This window comes from Martinezella tropici, assembly GCF_008370325.1.
GTDB classification, from domain to species: Bacteria; Pseudomonadota; Alphaproteobacteria; order Rhizobiales; family Rhizobiaceae; genus Rhizobium; species Rhizobium tropici_B.
On sequence record NZ_VNIP01000001.1, the window covers coordinates 434706 to 448574 of the forward strand.

Annotated in this window: 15 protein-coding genes; 6 read left to right on the forward strand and 9 right to left on the reverse strand. The window is 61.2% G+C overall.

The features are described from left to right. Window positions 1–44: 44 nt before the first annotated feature. The 3 genes from FP026_RS02200 to FP026_RS02210 form a co-directional block, all read right to left on the reverse strand. On the reverse strand, window positions 45–1130 hold the full coding sequence (locus tag FP026_RS02200; protein ID WP_149632989.1) for a thermonuclease family protein: 1086 nt from the start codon (window positions 1128–1130) through the stop codon (window positions 45–47). A 15-nt stretch (window positions 1131–1145) separates the two neighbouring features. Then, window positions 1146–1811: a LexA family transcriptional regulator gene (locus FP026_RS02205; protein ID WP_149632990.1), complete on the reverse strand. Its 666-nt coding sequence runs from the start codon at window positions 1809–1811 to the stop codon at window positions 1146–1148. Window positions 1812–1951: 140 nt separating this feature from the next. Further along, entirely contained in the window at window positions 1952–2380 is a 429-nt protein-coding gene (locus tag FP026_RS02210) for a hypothetical protein (protein ID WP_149632991.1), read from the reverse strand. A 105-nt stretch (window positions 2381–2485) separates the two neighbouring features. Here FP026_RS02210 and FP026_RS02215 point away from each other — a divergent pair, with 105 nt between their 5' ends. Both FP026_RS02215 and FP026_RS02220 read left to right on the forward strand, forming a co-directional pair. Next, window positions 2486–2842: a DUF952 domain-containing protein gene (locus FP026_RS02215; protein ID WP_149632992.1), complete on the forward strand. Its 357-nt coding sequence runs from the start codon at window positions 2486–2488 to the stop codon at window positions 2840–2842. Beyond that, window positions 2839–3927: a quinone-dependent dihydroorotate dehydrogenase gene (locus FP026_RS02220; protein ID WP_149632993.1), complete on the forward strand. Its 1089-nt coding sequence runs from the start codon at window positions 2839–2841 to the stop codon at window positions 3925–3927. The genes FP026_RS02215 and FP026_RS02220 overlap by 4 nt, the downstream gene beginning before the upstream one ends. Here FP026_RS02220 and FP026_RS02225 read toward each other — a convergent pair. Genes FP026_RS02225 through FP026_RS02235 form a run of 3 tightly spaced genes read right to left on the reverse strand, consistent with a single transcriptional unit; the run spans window position 3903 to window position 6040 of the window. Then, the gene (locus FP026_RS02225; protein WP_149632994.1) at window positions 3903–5252 is read right to left on the reverse strand and encodes an MATE family efflux transporter; all 1350 of its coding nucleotides are present in this window, start codon (window positions 5250–5252) and stop codon (window positions 3903–3905) included. The two genes, FP026_RS02220 and FP026_RS02225, sit on opposite strands and share 25 nt — an antisense overlap. A gap of 16 nt (window positions 5253–5268) precedes the next feature. Continuing rightward, a complete protein-coding gene (locus FP026_RS02230) occupies window positions 5269–5772 on the reverse strand; it encodes a CAP domain-containing protein (RefSeq protein ID WP_149632995.1) in 504 nt (167 codons plus the stop codon). A 1-nt stretch (window position 5773) separates the two neighbouring features. Next, the gene (locus tag FP026_RS02235) at window positions 5774–6040 is read right to left on the reverse strand and encodes a DUF6460 domain-containing protein (protein WP_112343759.1); all 267 of its coding nucleotides are present in this window, start codon (window positions 6038–6040) and stop codon (window positions 5774–5776) included. 166 nt (window positions 6041–6206) lie between these two features. Here FP026_RS02235 and FP026_RS02240 point away from each other — a divergent pair, with 166 nt between their 5' ends. Both FP026_RS02240 and FP026_RS02245 read left to right on the forward strand, forming a co-directional pair. Beyond that, window positions 6207–7151 carry a methyltransferase domain-containing protein gene (locus FP026_RS02240; RefSeq protein ID WP_149632996.1) on the forward strand — a complete coding sequence of 315 codons (945 nt, stop codon included), beginning with the start codon at window positions 6207–6209 and terminating at the stop codon, window positions 7149–7151. A gap of 106 nt (window positions 7152–7257) precedes the next feature. Further along, a complete protein-coding gene (locus tag FP026_RS02245; protein ID WP_149632997.1) occupies window positions 7258–7893 on the forward strand; it encodes a YitT family protein in 636 nt (211 codons plus the stop codon). 8 nt (window positions 7894–7901) lie between these two features. On the opposite strand, the gene FP026_RS02250 is transcribed toward FP026_RS02245, so the two are convergent. Then, on the reverse strand, window positions 7902–8093 hold the full coding sequence (locus tag FP026_RS02250) for a DUF2735 domain-containing protein (RefSeq protein WP_149632998.1): 192 nt from the start codon (window positions 8091–8093) through the stop codon (window positions 7902–7904). A gap of 444 nt (window positions 8094–8537) precedes the next feature. Here FP026_RS02250 and FP026_RS02255 point away from each other — a divergent pair, with 444 nt between their 5' ends. Then, window positions 8538–9578, forward strand: coding sequence for a glutamine synthetase beta-grasp domain-containing protein (locus FP026_RS02255; protein WP_149632999.1), 1041 nt, complete (start codon window positions 8538–8540; stop codon window positions 9576–9578). Between the two features lie 359 nt (window positions 9579–9937). Here FP026_RS02255 and FP026_RS02260 read toward each other — a convergent pair whose 3' ends face one another. Beyond that, window positions 9938–10399, reverse strand: a complete 462-nt coding sequence (locus FP026_RS02260) for a carboxymuconolactone decarboxylase family protein (RefSeq protein WP_149633000.1) — start codon at window positions 10397–10399, stop codon at window positions 9938–9940. A 28-nt stretch (window positions 10400–10427) separates the two neighbouring features. Continuing rightward, entirely contained in the window at window positions 10428–10931 is a 504-nt protein-coding gene (locus FP026_RS02265) for an RrF2 family transcriptional regulator (RefSeq protein WP_149633001.1), read from the reverse strand. A 406-nt stretch (window positions 10932–11337) separates the two neighbouring features. On the opposite strand from FP026_RS02265, the gene FP026_RS02270 reads away from it, so the two are divergent. Further along, the gene (locus FP026_RS02270; RefSeq protein ID WP_149633145.1) at window positions 11338–13848 is read left to right on the forward strand and encodes a ligase-associated DNA damage response DEXH box helicase; all 2511 of its coding nucleotides are present in this window, start codon (window positions 11338–11340) and stop codon (window positions 13846–13848) included. Window positions 13849–13869 lie beyond the last annotated feature (21 nt).

Consider the following 13869-nt stretch of genomic DNA (forward strand, 5'->3'; position numbering starts at 1 on the left):
ATCGGAATCGATTTACGGATTAATTATGCAGCGGAAGCAAGGCGTCAGATCGGATTGAGCGGATCTTCCTTGACCGGCGGCGGCGCAAGTGTCGATTTCCCGTTCTTGCGCGGATCGTCTCCGTACATGCCGCGCTTCTTCTGCTTGGCCTCGTCGACAAGGGACGCAAGCGGAGAGTCCGGTTCCGGATCGGCCCAGCCGAAGCGGACGAGCCAGGCGCTGAGATCGACGCGGACATAGCGGCACTCGCCCTTGACCATGCCCTTCCAGGCGGGGTCCGGCACATCGCAATCGATGGAGCGGCCGCGTAGATACATGCGGAATGCCGTGCGCGCTGCTTGGCCGCAGGGCCAACTGTCGCCGCTGGGGCCTGTGCACATCCGGTCGACGTCGGTCGGAATGATCCCGCTCAGCTGCACGCTCCTGCCGCCAAGGGTCAATATGCCCGCCTGGTCGGCGAAGGGACGGACAAGCTCGATCGTCGTCGTCTGCCCCGGCGGCCTGGATGCCGGATCGAGCGAAGTCTGTTGCGACTCGGGCTTGGGTTGAGCCTGCTGCTGCGGCTGTGGGGGAAGGGTCCGGTGTGCTGCTGCCGCCGCTTCCCTATCGATCTGGTCGGCCGGGATTCGGTTGTCCGGGGCAGGATCGGCTGTGGCCGCCACTGTGGAAGCGGCGGCAGCCTTGTCCGAGGTGGCGTTTGCTGCCTCCGGTTTCTGAGCGGCGGCGATATCCTTCGCAACGTCGCTGGCCGGCGTTTTCGCGGTATCGTCGGTTGCCGGGGCCGGCGATGCTGCAGCCGCAATCGCCGGTAATTCCGAACTGCTGTCGGAGGCCGTGACCGGCAGAGTGGTCTTATCGTTTGTGGAGCTGGCCACCTGCACCGCCGGCTGGCTGTCTGGTTGCGATCTGCTCGACGTCGTATCGTCCTGCTTGGTCATTTCGACGGCTTTTGCGTCGGCCTTGGCAGTATCCGTCGGCGCGGTCGCGGCGGACTTGTTCTCAGCCGTCGTGGCACCGCCGGCTCGGCCGGGCAGGGCAAAGCCGTGCTCGCCGATTTGGACCGCGACGAGGGTCAACCAGGAACCGACGACAGCGCCTGTCACGCCAACAAGCCAAATGTTACGACGCATAACGAGAAAACTTTCCTATTGGCTGGCCCATATGATCCGGGCGATCCATTCCACCTCCGCAAGATCGAAACTGCGGTTGGGGTGCTCAGGGTTCAGCGACAAGAGTTCTATCGACTTCGCGCTCTGCCGCAGCAGGACCTTGGCCATCACTTCACCTTCGCGGGTCTTCACAACGACACGGTCATTTTTTCTGATCTGAGCGCCCGGCTCGACGATCAGAATATCCCCGTCGCGATAGAGCGGCAACATGCTTTCGCCCTGCACCTCGAGCGCATAGGCGCCGGCCTTTTGCCCGGCCGCGACCGGAAATTCCACCATGTCCCAGCCCTGACCGGCGGGAAAGCCGCCGTCGTCGAAGAAGCCGCCGGCGCCTGCCTGGGCAAAGCCAATCAGCGGAATGGCGTTTCCAGCCGGCGAAATTCCGTGCATCGCCAAGGTGCCAGCCGGCTCGCTCGGCCGGATGAAGCTCAGAAACTGCTCCAGGCTGGCTCCCGTCGCATCCAGGATCTTGGCGATCGATTCCGTCGACGGCCAGCGCAGGCGGCCGTCCTGGCTCAATCGCTTCGATTTGTTGAAGGACGTGGCGTCAAGTCCAGCGCGGCGTGCGAGGCCGGAGGCGGTCAAGGCATGCCGCTCGGCAAGCCGGTCGATCGCACCCCATATCTGCTCATGTGACAGCATCGCCGCTCAGCATCCGCGCACCGGCTCGCCCGGCGCTCAATTCTTAAAAAAGGTTAACCGAGGCATTTTGGCGAGTAAAGGCCGGCATAGGAATAAGGTCCTTTATCCCCGTGCTTTCGTCGCACGGCATTTTTGCAGCTTCAGGTCTTTTGCGGCTGCGGCTTGGCGTCCGGTTGCTCGTTCTGGAATTCCTTGGCCATGCCCATGAAGCCGCGCATGAATTTCTGCATGATGCCGAGCGTGCGGTCGACATCGGCGTCACTGGGCAGGCTCGATGCCGTGTTCGAGGCGACGGTCTTTTCCAGTTTCGTCACGCGGTCAGCGAGGCGATCGAGTTCGTCGTCATAGGCGGCGCGCTCGTCGGCGGCCATGCGGCAGACGAGGTTGCCGCCCTGGTCCTGGCAAATGGACATGGCGCCCGTCCGCTTGTCGAGGCGGATGAAATGATCGCCGCTGCGCTCCAGCTGGAAGCGCGTCGCATCCGGTTCGGCTGATAGAGCCGGTGTGGAGAGAAGAAAGGCGGCAGGTAAAAGCATGGCCGCAAGGCCGATTTTCAGTTCCTTCGTCATGTCATTCTCCGGATTTTCTGCGTTAAACCTCAAATCCATCACGGAAACCGTGGACATGGGCTGCCGTTTTCGTGCAAAGCCCTATCAGCACAGCTTTACATAGGGATGATGACCGCCATGCCAATGGTTTACAAGATCGTGCCGGATGCGCTCTGGCAGCAAGCCAGACAAACCGGCGTTTTTCATGGCGCTGCGATCGATCTGACCGACGGCTTCATTCATTTCTCCACCGCGAAACAAGCAAGGGAGACGGCCGCGCGCCATTTCGCCGGACAGACCGGCTTGCTGCTGGTCGCGATCGACGGCGACGCGCTCGGCGACAAGCTGGTGTTCGAGCCCTCGCGCGGCGGTGATCTCTTCCCGCATCTCTATGCGCCGCTGCCGCTTTCGGCCGTGCGCTGGGAAAAGTCGCTGCCAATTGGCGATGACGGTGCCCACGTCTTTCCGGAGATGGCGGAATGATCGGCGCCTTTCGCGATCTCGGGCGGCGCGGCCTGTTCCTGTTCGATCCAGAAACGGCGCACAGCATGTCGATAGCTGCGCTGAAATCCGGCCTCGTGCCGGCCTGCCGCATACGCACCGATCCTCGCCTGCGTCAGACCGTGGCCGGGCTCGACTTTGCCAACCCCATCGGCATGGCCGCCGGCTACGACAAGAATGCCGAGGTGCCGGAGGCACTGCTGAAGCTCGGTTTCGGCTTTACCGAGATCGGCACGGTGACGCCAAAGGCGCAGTCGGGCAATCCCCGCCCGCGCATCTTCCGCCTGATCGAGGACGAAGGCGTGATCAACCGCCTCGGCTTCAACAATGAGGGCCATGAGGCAGCTTTCCAGCGTCTCAAGGCGATCCGCGGCAACGGCATCATCGGCGTCAATATCGGCGCCAACAAGGATAGCGCCGACCGCATCGCCGATTATGTTGCCGGTATCCGCCGCTTCTATTCCGTGGCGCGCTATTTCACCGCCAATATCTCCTCGCCGAATACGCCGGGTCTCCGCGATCTGCAGGCGCGCGAAAGCCTGTCCACCCTGTTGTCGGCCGTACTTGCCGCGCGCGACGAGGAGGCAGCGAAGGCCGGCAAGCGCATTCCCGTCTTCCTCAAGATTGCTCCCGATCTGACCGAGGAGGGCATGGACGATATCGCCGCCGAAGCCTTGTCTCATGCGCTCGACGGTCTGATCGTCTCCAACACCACGCTGTCGCGCGACGGATTGAAGGATCAGCGGCAGGCCAAGGAGGCCGGCGGCCTTTCCGGCAAGCCGGTCTTCGAGAAATCGACAGTCGTATTGGCCAAGATGCGCCGCCGCGTGGGCGCGGCGCTGCCGATCATCGGCGTCGGCGGTGTGTCCTCGGCCGAAACGGCGCTGGAAAAGATCAAGGCTGGCGCCGATCTGGTGCAGCTCTATTCCTGCATGATCTATGAAGGACCAGGTCTGCCGGGCCAGATCATTTCCGGTCTGTCGAAACTGCTCGATCGCGAGCGCGCCGGCTCGATCCGCGACCTGCGTGATGCCAAGCTAGATTACTGGGCGAACCGGAACGTCTGATCCGCCCGCTTCTTCAGGCCGATCGCCAGGAAGATGCCGCGAAACAGCAGGAAGGCGTTCATGGCCATCCACAGGCCGTGATTGCCGAGCGTCGGCACGAAGACGGCGAGCGCTATGAGATAGCCGCCGAACGATAGCAGCATCTTGTTGCGCATCTCGCGCGACCATGTGGCGCCGATGAAGACGCCATCCATCAGGAAGGCGAGCGCGCCGGTCAAGCCGGTAACGGCAGCCCAGGGCAGATAGGTTCCGGCAGCAACGCGAACCTCCTCCGAGGTGGTCAGCAGGCGGATCAGCGCCGGCCCGACGGTGAAGAAGAAGATGGCGGCGGCGAGCGCCAGTCCGAAGGACCAAAGCCCGGTCAGCTTCAAGCCGCGCTCGAAGGCCGGACGATAATTGGCGCCGATCGAGCGGCCGGTGATCTGTTCGGCTGCGTTCGCGAGCCCGTCGAGATAATAGCCCGACAGCAGGAAGAAGTTCATCAGCACCGCATTGGCCGCCAGCATGACGGCGCCGAAGCTGTTGCCGATGCGCGTCATCAGCGTGAAGGCGCCGATCAATACGAAGGTCCGGATCAGGATATCGCGGTTGAGCGCGAAGAGCTGTGTGAGCTTGACGCGCGAGAGCAGCTCCGCGCGCGCCGGCCGTTCCTCGCCGGCAAAACTGCGCAGCACGATGAAAAGCCCGAGCAGCATGCCGCTTGCTTCGCCGATCAGCGTGCCCCAGGCAACGCCTGCGACACCCCAGCCGAGCCGGAGGCCGAGCAGGACGGCAAGCACGATGTTGACGCCGTTGATGACCGTTTGCAGCAGCAGGCCGATGCGGCCCTGGCCGCGGCCGAGCACGAAGCCGAGCAGTGCGTAATTGGCAAGCGCTGCCGGCCCCGACAGCATGCGGATGGAGAAATAGGTACGCGTCGCATCGGCAATGCCCCCTTGCGGCCCCATCAGCTTGATACCGAGCCAGAGCAGCAGGGGTGAGAGCAGGACGATCAGGATGCCGCAGCCGATCGCCGATATCATGGCACGCCAGAAGACCGCCTGCTGCTCGTGCCTATCGTGGCGTCCATAGGCCTGGGCGGTGAGGCCAGTCGTCGAGGCGCGTAGGAAGTTGAAGCTGGCAAAGAGGAGATCGAACAGCACCGCGCCGATCGCAAGCCCTGCCAGCGCATCCGGCTGGCCGAGATGACCGACGACAGCGGTGTCGACGAGACCGAGTAAGGGTGTCGTCATGAAGCCGAGCGTCATCGGAAGTGCGATCGACAGCACCAGCCGATGCGTCACGTCGAAGGGCAGAACCCTCCTGCTTGCCTGCTGGACATCCATCCTACGCTATGTCTCCTCAGTTCGAGGAAAGCACCATGGACCAATAGGGCCTGTCACCGGAAGAGGGGGTATAGGCAAGAGCGACGCCAAGGCCGTCATATTTGCCGAGCATGTTGTGCAAATGCTTCGGCGAATTGATCCAGGCCGTCACCGCGGCGCTCACGTCGTGCTGGCCCTCGGCGATGTTCTCGGCCGCCGGCAGTTTGACGCCGCTTGCCTTGACGCGCTTGCCGAAATCGTCGCCGATGCCGATCAAGTGCTCCATCTTGCCGGCATTCGCCATGCGCCGCGCCTGATAGACGGCGGCGGTACTGGCGGCGGTATCGATCTTCAACGGCGGCAGGCCGTTTTTGGCGCGCAGCGCATTGACGAGCGGCAGGGCGGAAGCGGTCTGGTCGCTGGCCGGGATATTGGAAACGCGGGTGGGCGGCGTGGCGCAGCTTGCGACGGATGCGGTGAGCGCAAGGGCGGCGAGGCGCAGCGCATCGCGGCGCGTTAAGGTCGGTGTCTGGGAGATCATGTCAGCGGCGATAATTGAACAAACGAAGGATGATGAAGATGGGAATGACGATGGATGCGCCGAGCAGCACATAGTCGCCGAACTCGCCAAGCGCTGCGAAACCGCTGTGCCAGAGGTCGAGCAGGAAGCGGCGGACGCCATAGAGGAAATCGAGCGGCCGCCAGCCGAAGAACTTCATGACGAAACCGACGACGAGCGACACGATGATGAGCTTCACCAGCGTTCGGCCCGGCGAGTCGCCAAGAAATCTGTTCACCTGATCGGACATGCTGACGTCTCCATAATGGCAGTCGGTCGGTGTTGAGATAGGCTCGGGATCTGCGACTCGCAAGCATTTTTGCCCAGCGTACACCTGAAACACGCGTCTGCCTGAAATAGGACTTGAGTTTTTTTATGGCCGCGTTCAAAGGCGAGCGTCAAACAGGATGAAACCCATGCTGCCGAGCCAGCTCTCCTCCGGCGATGTCATTGCCGACCGCCGCGCCGACTATGCGAAGATGCTTGCCGAAAGCGGCGAGCCGGCGAGCGCCGCCGAGCTGATGGAGCAGGCGCTGGAGCTTACGCCGCGCTGGGCGGCGGGCTGGTTCACGCTTGCGAACTATCGCGAAAAGGCCTGCGATCTGCCCGGTGCGATCGTCGCCCTGAACGAAGTGCTGGCTCTTGATGATCGTGATGTCTTTGGCGCCCGCCTGAAGCTTGCGGCGCTTGGCGGCGCCGAAATGCCCGACCGGCCGCCGAGCCTTTATGTCGAGCGGCTGTTCGACGATTATGCCGACCGTTTCGAAACCTCGCTCGTCGAGAAGCTCGGTTATAGCGTGCCCGGCAAGCTTGCCGCGCTGATTGCCGAAACGGCCGATATCCCGAAACATTTCCGCCTTGCCGTCGATCTCGGCTGCGGCACGGGGCTGTTCGGGCCGGAAGTCCGTACGCGTGTCGACCGGCTTGAGGGCTATGATTTGTCGAAGGGCATGCTTGCCAAGGCGGCCGAGAAGCATGTCTACGATCATCTCGGCCAGGCCGATCTATCCCTGGAGCCGGATCTGTCGGGCCTGTTCGATGCGGGGATGGCGCCCTGCCGTGCCGATCTGATCACCGCCGCCGACGTGCTGATGTATCTCGGTAATCTGCAAGCCGTACTGACGATCGTGCGCAAGCTTTCGGCCGATGACGCGATCTTCGCCTTTTCCGTCGAGGATGCGCAGCAGCCGCACGGCTTTGTGCTGCGCGATTCCCTGCGCTTCGCCCATTCAGAGGGTTATGTAAGGGAAATGCTGGCTGATCACGGCTTCGTCGTGCGGGATCTGGCCCGCAGCGTCATTCGCATGGATGGCGGAAAACCGGTCCATGGCATTCTGTTCATTACCAGCAAATCTGCCTGATTGTTCGAATCTTGCGAATTTCAAATAGGTCAGCATTACTTACGTATTTTCGCTTGATTGTCGCCTGAGTTTTCAGCAAAAAGCCTTGAAACACAGGGGAAAGCACATGGCGAACGCGAAGAGCGCTTTTGGCGTCTGGAATACATCCGCGACCCGGCATTCATGGGTCGAGGACCTTCAGGGTATCATTTGCGGCAGCCTGATTTCGTCGCTCGGGCTGTTCTGCCTTTCCAGCGCCGGCCTTCTGACCGGCAGCACCGCCGGCATCGCTTTCCTGCTGCATTACGCGATCGGCGTGAATTTCGGCCTGGCCTTCTTCGTCGTCAACCTGCCGTTCTTCTATCTGTCGCTGAAACAGCTCGGCCCGGCCTTCACCATCAAGACCTTCATCGCCATCGCGCTGACCTCGCTGCTGACCAACTTGCAGCCGCTTCTCTTCGATGTCGCGCATATCAATGCGCTGTGGTCGGCGGTCCTCGGCGGCATTCTGCTCGGCTTCGGACTGCTCGCGCTCTATCGCCATCGCGCCAGCCTCGGCGGCGTCGGTATTCTGGGGATTTATCTGCAGGAACGTTTCGGCATCAGGGCGGGGCTGGTGCAGCTTGCAATCGATCTATGCGTGCTCGCAGTCGCTTTTGCGGTGACTACGCCCTTTGTGGTCATCTGCTCGGTGATCGGCGCAATCGCGCTCAACCTCTTCGTCGCGATCAATCATCGTTCGGATCGCTACATAGCGCTGTAAGCTGATGCTTATTGCTTGCGGGTCTCGTCGGATTCGATGATCGCGGCTTCGTGATACCAGCTGTCGAATGCGGCCGTCGCAATGGTCGGGCCGATATCCGGGGTAAGGTTCACCTTCGGACGCTGGCTGACCGCCGTGGAGCGGGCCGTGACGGGAAACTGATAGATCTTTGCGGCTTCGTGCCGAGTACCGATTGCCATTCGTTGTCTCTCCCTTTTTGGTGTTCAAGCGGGCGCGCTTCAAGAGACAGCTCATATATAGCAAAGCCGAAGGCGAATATCATCATTCCGCTTAAAAAAAATGCTAAATGATGAAATTGTAGGCAATTTAACGATGGCGTGGTCGATGCCATTTCTTTAATCTGCCGGTTTTCCAAACCACTCCTTGGGTCAGCGAGCCTGCGACATCTTGTCAGCTCAGTTGGAACCGCGCCGGCGATTTGAAAAGAATCCGATGTTTGGCGCCCGGAAATCTTGCCCGAATATGACCGAATCATAAAAATCCCGCCTGACCAGCTAGGTGTCGATGCGATCTGGCACGGCAAATGCATCTCCCTTAGCAGCCGTTCGTAGTGAGGAATTTTCCGGCGGGCGCGCCGGCCAAGTTTTTCCTACTTCGCCTGATTAACTGTTATGAGGTGCGTAATGACGAAATTTAAGCTCGAGTACATTTGGCTCGACGGGTACACCCCGGTACCGAACCTGCGCGGTAAAACGCAGATCAAGGAATTCGACGCATTTCCGACGCTCGAGCAGCTTCCGCTTTGGGGCTTCGACGGTTCGTCGACGATGCAGGCCGAAGGCCGCAGCTCCGATTGCGTGCTGAAGCCCGTCGCCATCTATCCGGACCCGGCCCGTACCAACGGCGCGCTCGTCATGTGCGAAGTCATGATGCCGGATGGCGTAACCCCGCATCCGTCCAACAGCCGCGCCACCATCCTCGACGACGAAGACGCATGGTTCGGCTTCGAGCAGGAATACTTCTTCTATCAGGACGGCCGTCCGCTCGGCTTCCCGGAAGCGGGCTATCCGGCCCCGCAAGGTCCGTACTACACCGGCGTCGGCTACAAGAACGTCGGCGATGTCGCCCGCGAGATCGTTGAAGAGCATCTCGACCTTTGCCTCGAAGCAGGCATCAACCACGAAGGCATCAACGCCGAAGTGGCCAAGGGTCAGTGGGAATTCCAGATTTTCGGCAAGGGCTCCAAGAAGGCCGCCGACCAGATCTGGATGGCGCGCTACCTGCTCCTGCGCCTGTGCGAAAAGTACGGCATCGACATCGAGTTCCATTGCAAGCCGCTCGGCGATACCGACTGGAACGGCTCGGGCATGCACTGCAACTTCTCGACCAAGTTCATGCGCGAAGTCGGCGGCAAGGCCTATTTCGAAGCGCTCATGGCTCAGTTCGACAAGAACCTCGAAGACCACATCGCTGTCTACGGCCCGGACAACCATATGCGCCTGACCGGCAAGCATGAAACGGCTCCGTGGAACAAGTTCAGCTATGGCGTTGCCGACCGCGGCGCTTCCATCCGTGTTCCGCACTCCTTCATCAAGAACGATTACAAGGGCTATCTCGAAGATCGTCGCCCGAACTCGCAAGGCGACCCCTACCAGATCGCTTCGCAGGTCCTGAAGACCATCTCGGAAGTTCCGACGGCGGATTTCGGCTCGGTTGCGGCCTGATCGTTTCCGGCCTGGCTTGCCAAGCATAGGAAAACCAATGCATGACGCGGGGCTTCGGCCCCGCGTTTTTCGTTTTGGAATTTTATCAGGCCGCGGCTGTCGCTCAGACCCTCTTAGGCCCCCGCTGCTAACCCCCACGGTCCGTCATCCTCGGGCTTGATCCGAGGATCCACGCCCAAGCTACCGACCATATGAGAAGGTTTTTGGTGTGTATCGCATCAAGGATGCGCGCTCGCCGGTACTCGTTAACAGCATTCCTGCCGAGCCGACTTCCTTGTGCCTGGATCCTCGGGTCAAGCCCGAGGATGACGGCGTTCAAGGGAGGGCTCTGGCCATAACGCGCTTGGAGAAAAGTAGGCTCAAACAGCCTTGCTTGCCGCATCCACCGGATGCTGCGCGCGGAAGCCGACGGCAAGGCGGTTCCAGATATTGATCGTGCCGATCGCCACCGTGATCTTGACGATCTCCTCCTCGCTGAAATGCTGCTTCAGCGGCTCGAAGTCGGCATCCGGTATGCCGGTCTGGGCGATCTTGGTGACGGAGTCGACCCAGCGGAGCAGGGCGCGTTCGCGGTCGTCATAGACGGGCGATTCCCACCAGACGCACATCAGGTTGATCCACTGCTCGCTGAGGCCGTCATGCCGGGCTTCCTTCACGTGCATGTCGACACAGTAAGCACAGCCATTGATCTGCGAGGCGCGGAGTTTGATCAGATGGATGAAGCGGCGCTCGAGGCCGCTACTCTGAACGAAGTTTTCCAGCGCGACGATGGCCTTGTAGGAGTCGGGGGAGGCTTTGGCGAAGTTGAAACGCGGATGCATGGTCTTCTCCTTGGGTTTAAATTGAGGTTCAGTTTTTGGTCTTGCGTTCATGCAGCTCGAGAAAGGCGCAGCCTCTCGCGGCGATCCCGCCATCTGTGTCTGTCTGTTTGAGATCGGCCAGCACGTCGGCGATCCTCATCTTGGCCAATTCGGCCCGATAGGCGCGCTCGGCCGCCAGCATGGCGGCATTGATGCCGCAGGGCTTTGCGAAGTAACGCCCCGGCAGCGGATTTGGTCCGCGTTGACGGATTTCGGCACAGCGGAAGGCCGGCGCCGGGCCTTCCGCCGCCAGCACGATATCGAGCAGGCTGATGGCCTCCGGCTTGCGCGCCAGCCGGTATCCACCCTTCGGCCCCGGCACGGTGTCGAGAATGCCGGCGCCCGAAAGCGCCTGCAGATGCTTCAGGAGGTAGCTGACCGAAACGCCGTGGAATTCCGCAAGCGCAGCCGCCGAAAGCACACCGCCATCGGACAATCCCGCCAGCATGGCAACGCAGTGAATGGATTGTTCGACGCCGTCTCCGAGCTTCATTTCTTAGCCTTTCTTATCATGGATATTTTTTATCTACGATTGTGATGGGAGTCAAGTGCGGAATGCGAACAGGATTGTTGTTTGGCGGATGAGCACGAAGTGCTCGCTTAAGAATGCGGTCCGCAAGTGGGTTCCGTCATCCTCGGGCTTGACCCGAGGATCCACGCCCAAGCCTCGTAATTATGGACTGTAGCTGACAAAGGCAGATATCCATCCCAGTCCATTGAATGACTTCGATACCAATCGGAAGCGCCTGTGCCTGGATCCTCGGGTCAAGCCCGAGGATGACGGTGCGTGTGGAGGCTATGGACATACAGCCGCCTTGGCAGAGGAACACACTGTGTCCGCCCTCATGCTTCTTAAAACCCCCGCTTCCTATCCTCCACATTTCAACTACATTCAGCCCGTGGACCAGATCGACCCGGAAACCCGTCTTGCCTTGCCCGCCCCCTTCACCCGCTGGTTTGCGGAAAAGGGCTGGCAGCCGCGTGCCCATCAGCTGGAATTGCTTGCTCGTGCCGAAGCGGGTGAAAGCACGCTGCTGATTGCGCCGACCGGCGCAGGCAAGACGCTCGCCGGTTTCCTTCCGTCGCTGACGGATATCACCCGGCGCGGCAAGATCCCGCCGGGATCGGCCTTCACCGGCATTCATACGCTCTACATCTCGCCGCTGAAGGCGCTGGCGGTCGATATCGAGCGCAACCTGATGAAGCCCGTTTCGGAAATGGGTCTGCCTGTTACAGTCGAAAATCGCACCGGCGATACGCCGAGCGGCAAGCGGCAGCGGCAGAAGCTCAATCCGCCCGATATCCTGCTGACGACGCCGGAGCAGGTGGCGCTGTTGCTCGCCAATCGTGAGGCCGAGCGCTTCTTCAAGGACCTGAAATATATCGTCTTTGACGAACTGCATTCGCTCGTCACCTCCAAGCGCGGCCATATGCTGTCGCTCGGCCTTGCCCGCATCCGCAGACTGGCGCCGCGCGTGCAGACTATCGGTCTTTCGGCGACTGTCGCTGACCCGATGGACCTGCAGAAATGGCTGGTGGCGCAAGAGCCGGGGGAGGAACGCCATGCCGGCCTCGTCATCGTTGAGGGTGGCGCCAAGCCGGATATCTCGATTCTGTCGACGGAAGAGCGCATCCCCTGGTCCGGCCACTCGGCCAAATATGCGATCCCGGATATCTATCGCGAGCTGAAGGCGCATCGCACGACACTGCTCTTCGTCAACACGCGTTCGCAGGCCGAAATGCTGTTCCAGGAGCTGTGGTCGGCCAATGACGACAATCTGCCGATCGCCCTTCATCATGGCTCGCTCGATGTCGGTCAGCGCCGCAAGGTGGAAGCGGCTATGGCGGAAAACCGGCTGCGCGCTGTCGTCGCCACCTCCACACTCGATCTTGGCATAGACTGGGGCGACGTCGATCTCGTCATCCATGTCGGTGCGCCCAAAGGCGCAAGCCGCCTTGCCCAGCGCATCGGCCGCGCCAATCACCGCATGGACGAGCCGTCGAAAGCGATCCTGGTGCCGGCCAACCGTTTCGAGGTCATGGAATGCCAGGGAGCGCTCGATGCCAATTATATCGGCGCGCAGGATACGCCGCCGATCGGTGCTGGCGCACTCGACGTCCTCGCTCAGCATGTGCTCGGCATGGCCTGCGCCGAGCCCTTCGACATGCTCGAGCTTTATGACGAGGTGCAGAGTGCGGCTCCCTATGCCGAGCTTTCCTGGGAGACCTTCGAGCGCATCGTCGATTTCGTTGCCACCGGCGGCTATGCGCTCCGGACCTATGAGCGCTACGCCCGCATCCGCAAGACGGCGGATGGGCGCTGGCGAGTCTCCAATCCGCAGGTCGCGCAGCAATATCGCCTGAACCTTGGCACGATCGTCGAGGAGGCGATGCTGAATATCCGGCTGGTGAAGCGCAACGCACTGGGCTCGCTCGGAAGAGGCGGCGCGCCGCTCGGCAAGGTCGAGGAATATTTCGTCGAGCAGCTTTCGCCCGGCGATACCTTCCTCTTTTCCGGCAAGGTGCTGCGCTTCGAAGGCATTCGCGAGAGCGAATGCCTGGCCTCGCAGGCCTTCTCGATGGATCCGAAAATCCCCTCCTATGCTGGCGGCAAGTTTCCGCTTTCCACCTATCTCGCCGATCAGGTGCGGGCGATGATTGCCGATCCCGACCGGCGGCACCGCCTGCCGGATCAGGTGCGCGATTGGCTGGAAATTCAAAACGAGAAGTCGCTGCTGCCGAAGCGCGACGAGTTTCTGATCGAGACTTTTCCGCGTGGCAGCCGCGCTTACCTCGTCGCCTATCCTTTCGAAGGCAGGCTGGCGCACCAGACGCTCGGCATGCTCCTGACCCGAAGACTGGAGCGAGCGGGCGCGAAGCCCATGGGCTTCGTCGCGACCGATTATTCGCTCGGCATATGGGGTCTGGAGGACATGGGGCTGATGATCGCAAATCGGCGTCTCAGCCTCTCCGATCTCTTCGACGAGGACATGCTCGGCGACGATCTCGAGGCCTGGCTCGGCGAATCCTTCCTGTTGAAACGGACCTTCCGCAATTGCGCCATCATCGCCGGTTTGATCGAACGCCGCCATCCCGGCAAGGAAAAAACCGGACGGCAGATGACGGTATCGGCCGATCTGATCTATGACGTGCTGCGCGGCCATGAGCCCGACCATATCCTGCTGCAGGCGACGAGGCAGGATGCGGCAACGGGGCTTTTGGATATTGGTCGTCTTGCGGATATGCTGAAGCGAATCAAGGGCCATATCATCCACCGCGCGCTGGATCACATCTCGCCGCTCGCCGTGCCGGTGATGCTGGAAATCGGTAAGGTATCCGTGCCGGGCGAGGCGCATGATGTGGTGCTGGCGGAAGCGGCTGACGATCTGATCCGAGAAGCCATGGAATGACGACGAAGGTAGACTAAATTG

Bases quoted from the DNA above. Each gene is read 5' to 3' on its own strand.
- FP026_RS02200 (WP_149632989.1), bottom strand. From the start codon at position 1,130: ATGCGTCGTAACATTTGGCTTGTTGGCGTGACAGGCGCTGTCGTCGGT.
- FP026_RS02205 (WP_149632990.1), bottom strand. From the start codon at position 1,811: ATGCTGTCACATGAGCAGATATGGGGTGCGATCGACCGGCTTGCCGAG.
- FP026_RS02210 (WP_149632991.1), bottom strand. From the start codon at position 2,380: ATGACGAAGGAACTGAAAATCGGCCTTGCGGCCATGCTTTTACCTGCC.
- FP026_RS02215 (WP_149632992.1), top strand. From the start codon at position 2,486: ATGATGACCGCCATGCCAATGGTTTACAAGATCGTGCCGGATGCGCTC.
- FP026_RS02220 (WP_149632993.1), top strand. From the start codon at position 2,839: ATGATCGGCGCCTTTCGCGATCTCGGGCGGCGCGGCCTGTTCCTGTTC.
- FP026_RS02225 (WP_149632994.1), bottom strand. From the start codon at position 5,252: ATGGATGTCCAGCAGGCAAGCAGGAGGGTTCTGCCCTTCGACGTGACG.
- FP026_RS02230 (WP_149632995.1), bottom strand. From the start codon at position 5,772: ATGATCTCCCAGACACCGACCTTAACGCGCCGCGATGCGCTGCGCCTC.
- FP026_RS02235 (WP_112343759.1), bottom strand. From the start codon at position 6,040: ATGTCCGATCAGGTGAACAGATTTCTTGGCGACTCGCCGGGCCGAACG.
- FP026_RS02240 (WP_149632996.1), top strand. From the start codon at position 6,207: ATGCTGCCGAGCCAGCTCTCCTCCGGCGATGTCATTGCCGACCGCCGC.
- FP026_RS02245 (WP_149632997.1), top strand. From the start codon at position 7,258: ATGGCGAACGCGAAGAGCGCTTTTGGCGTCTGGAATACATCCGCGACC.
- FP026_RS02250 (WP_149632998.1), bottom strand. From the start codon at position 8,093: ATGGCAATCGGTACTCGGCACGAAGCCGCAAAGATCTATCAGTTTCCC.
- FP026_RS02255 (WP_149632999.1), top strand. From the start codon at position 8,538: ATGACGAAATTTAAGCTCGAGTACATTTGGCTCGACGGGTACACCCCG.
- FP026_RS02260 (WP_149633000.1), bottom strand. From the start codon at position 10,399: ATGCATCCGCGTTTCAACTTCGCCAAAGCCTCCCCCGACTCCTACAAG.
- FP026_RS02265 (WP_149633001.1), bottom strand. From the start codon at position 10,931: ATGAAGCTCGGAGACGGCGTCGAACAATCCATTCACTGCGTTGCCATG.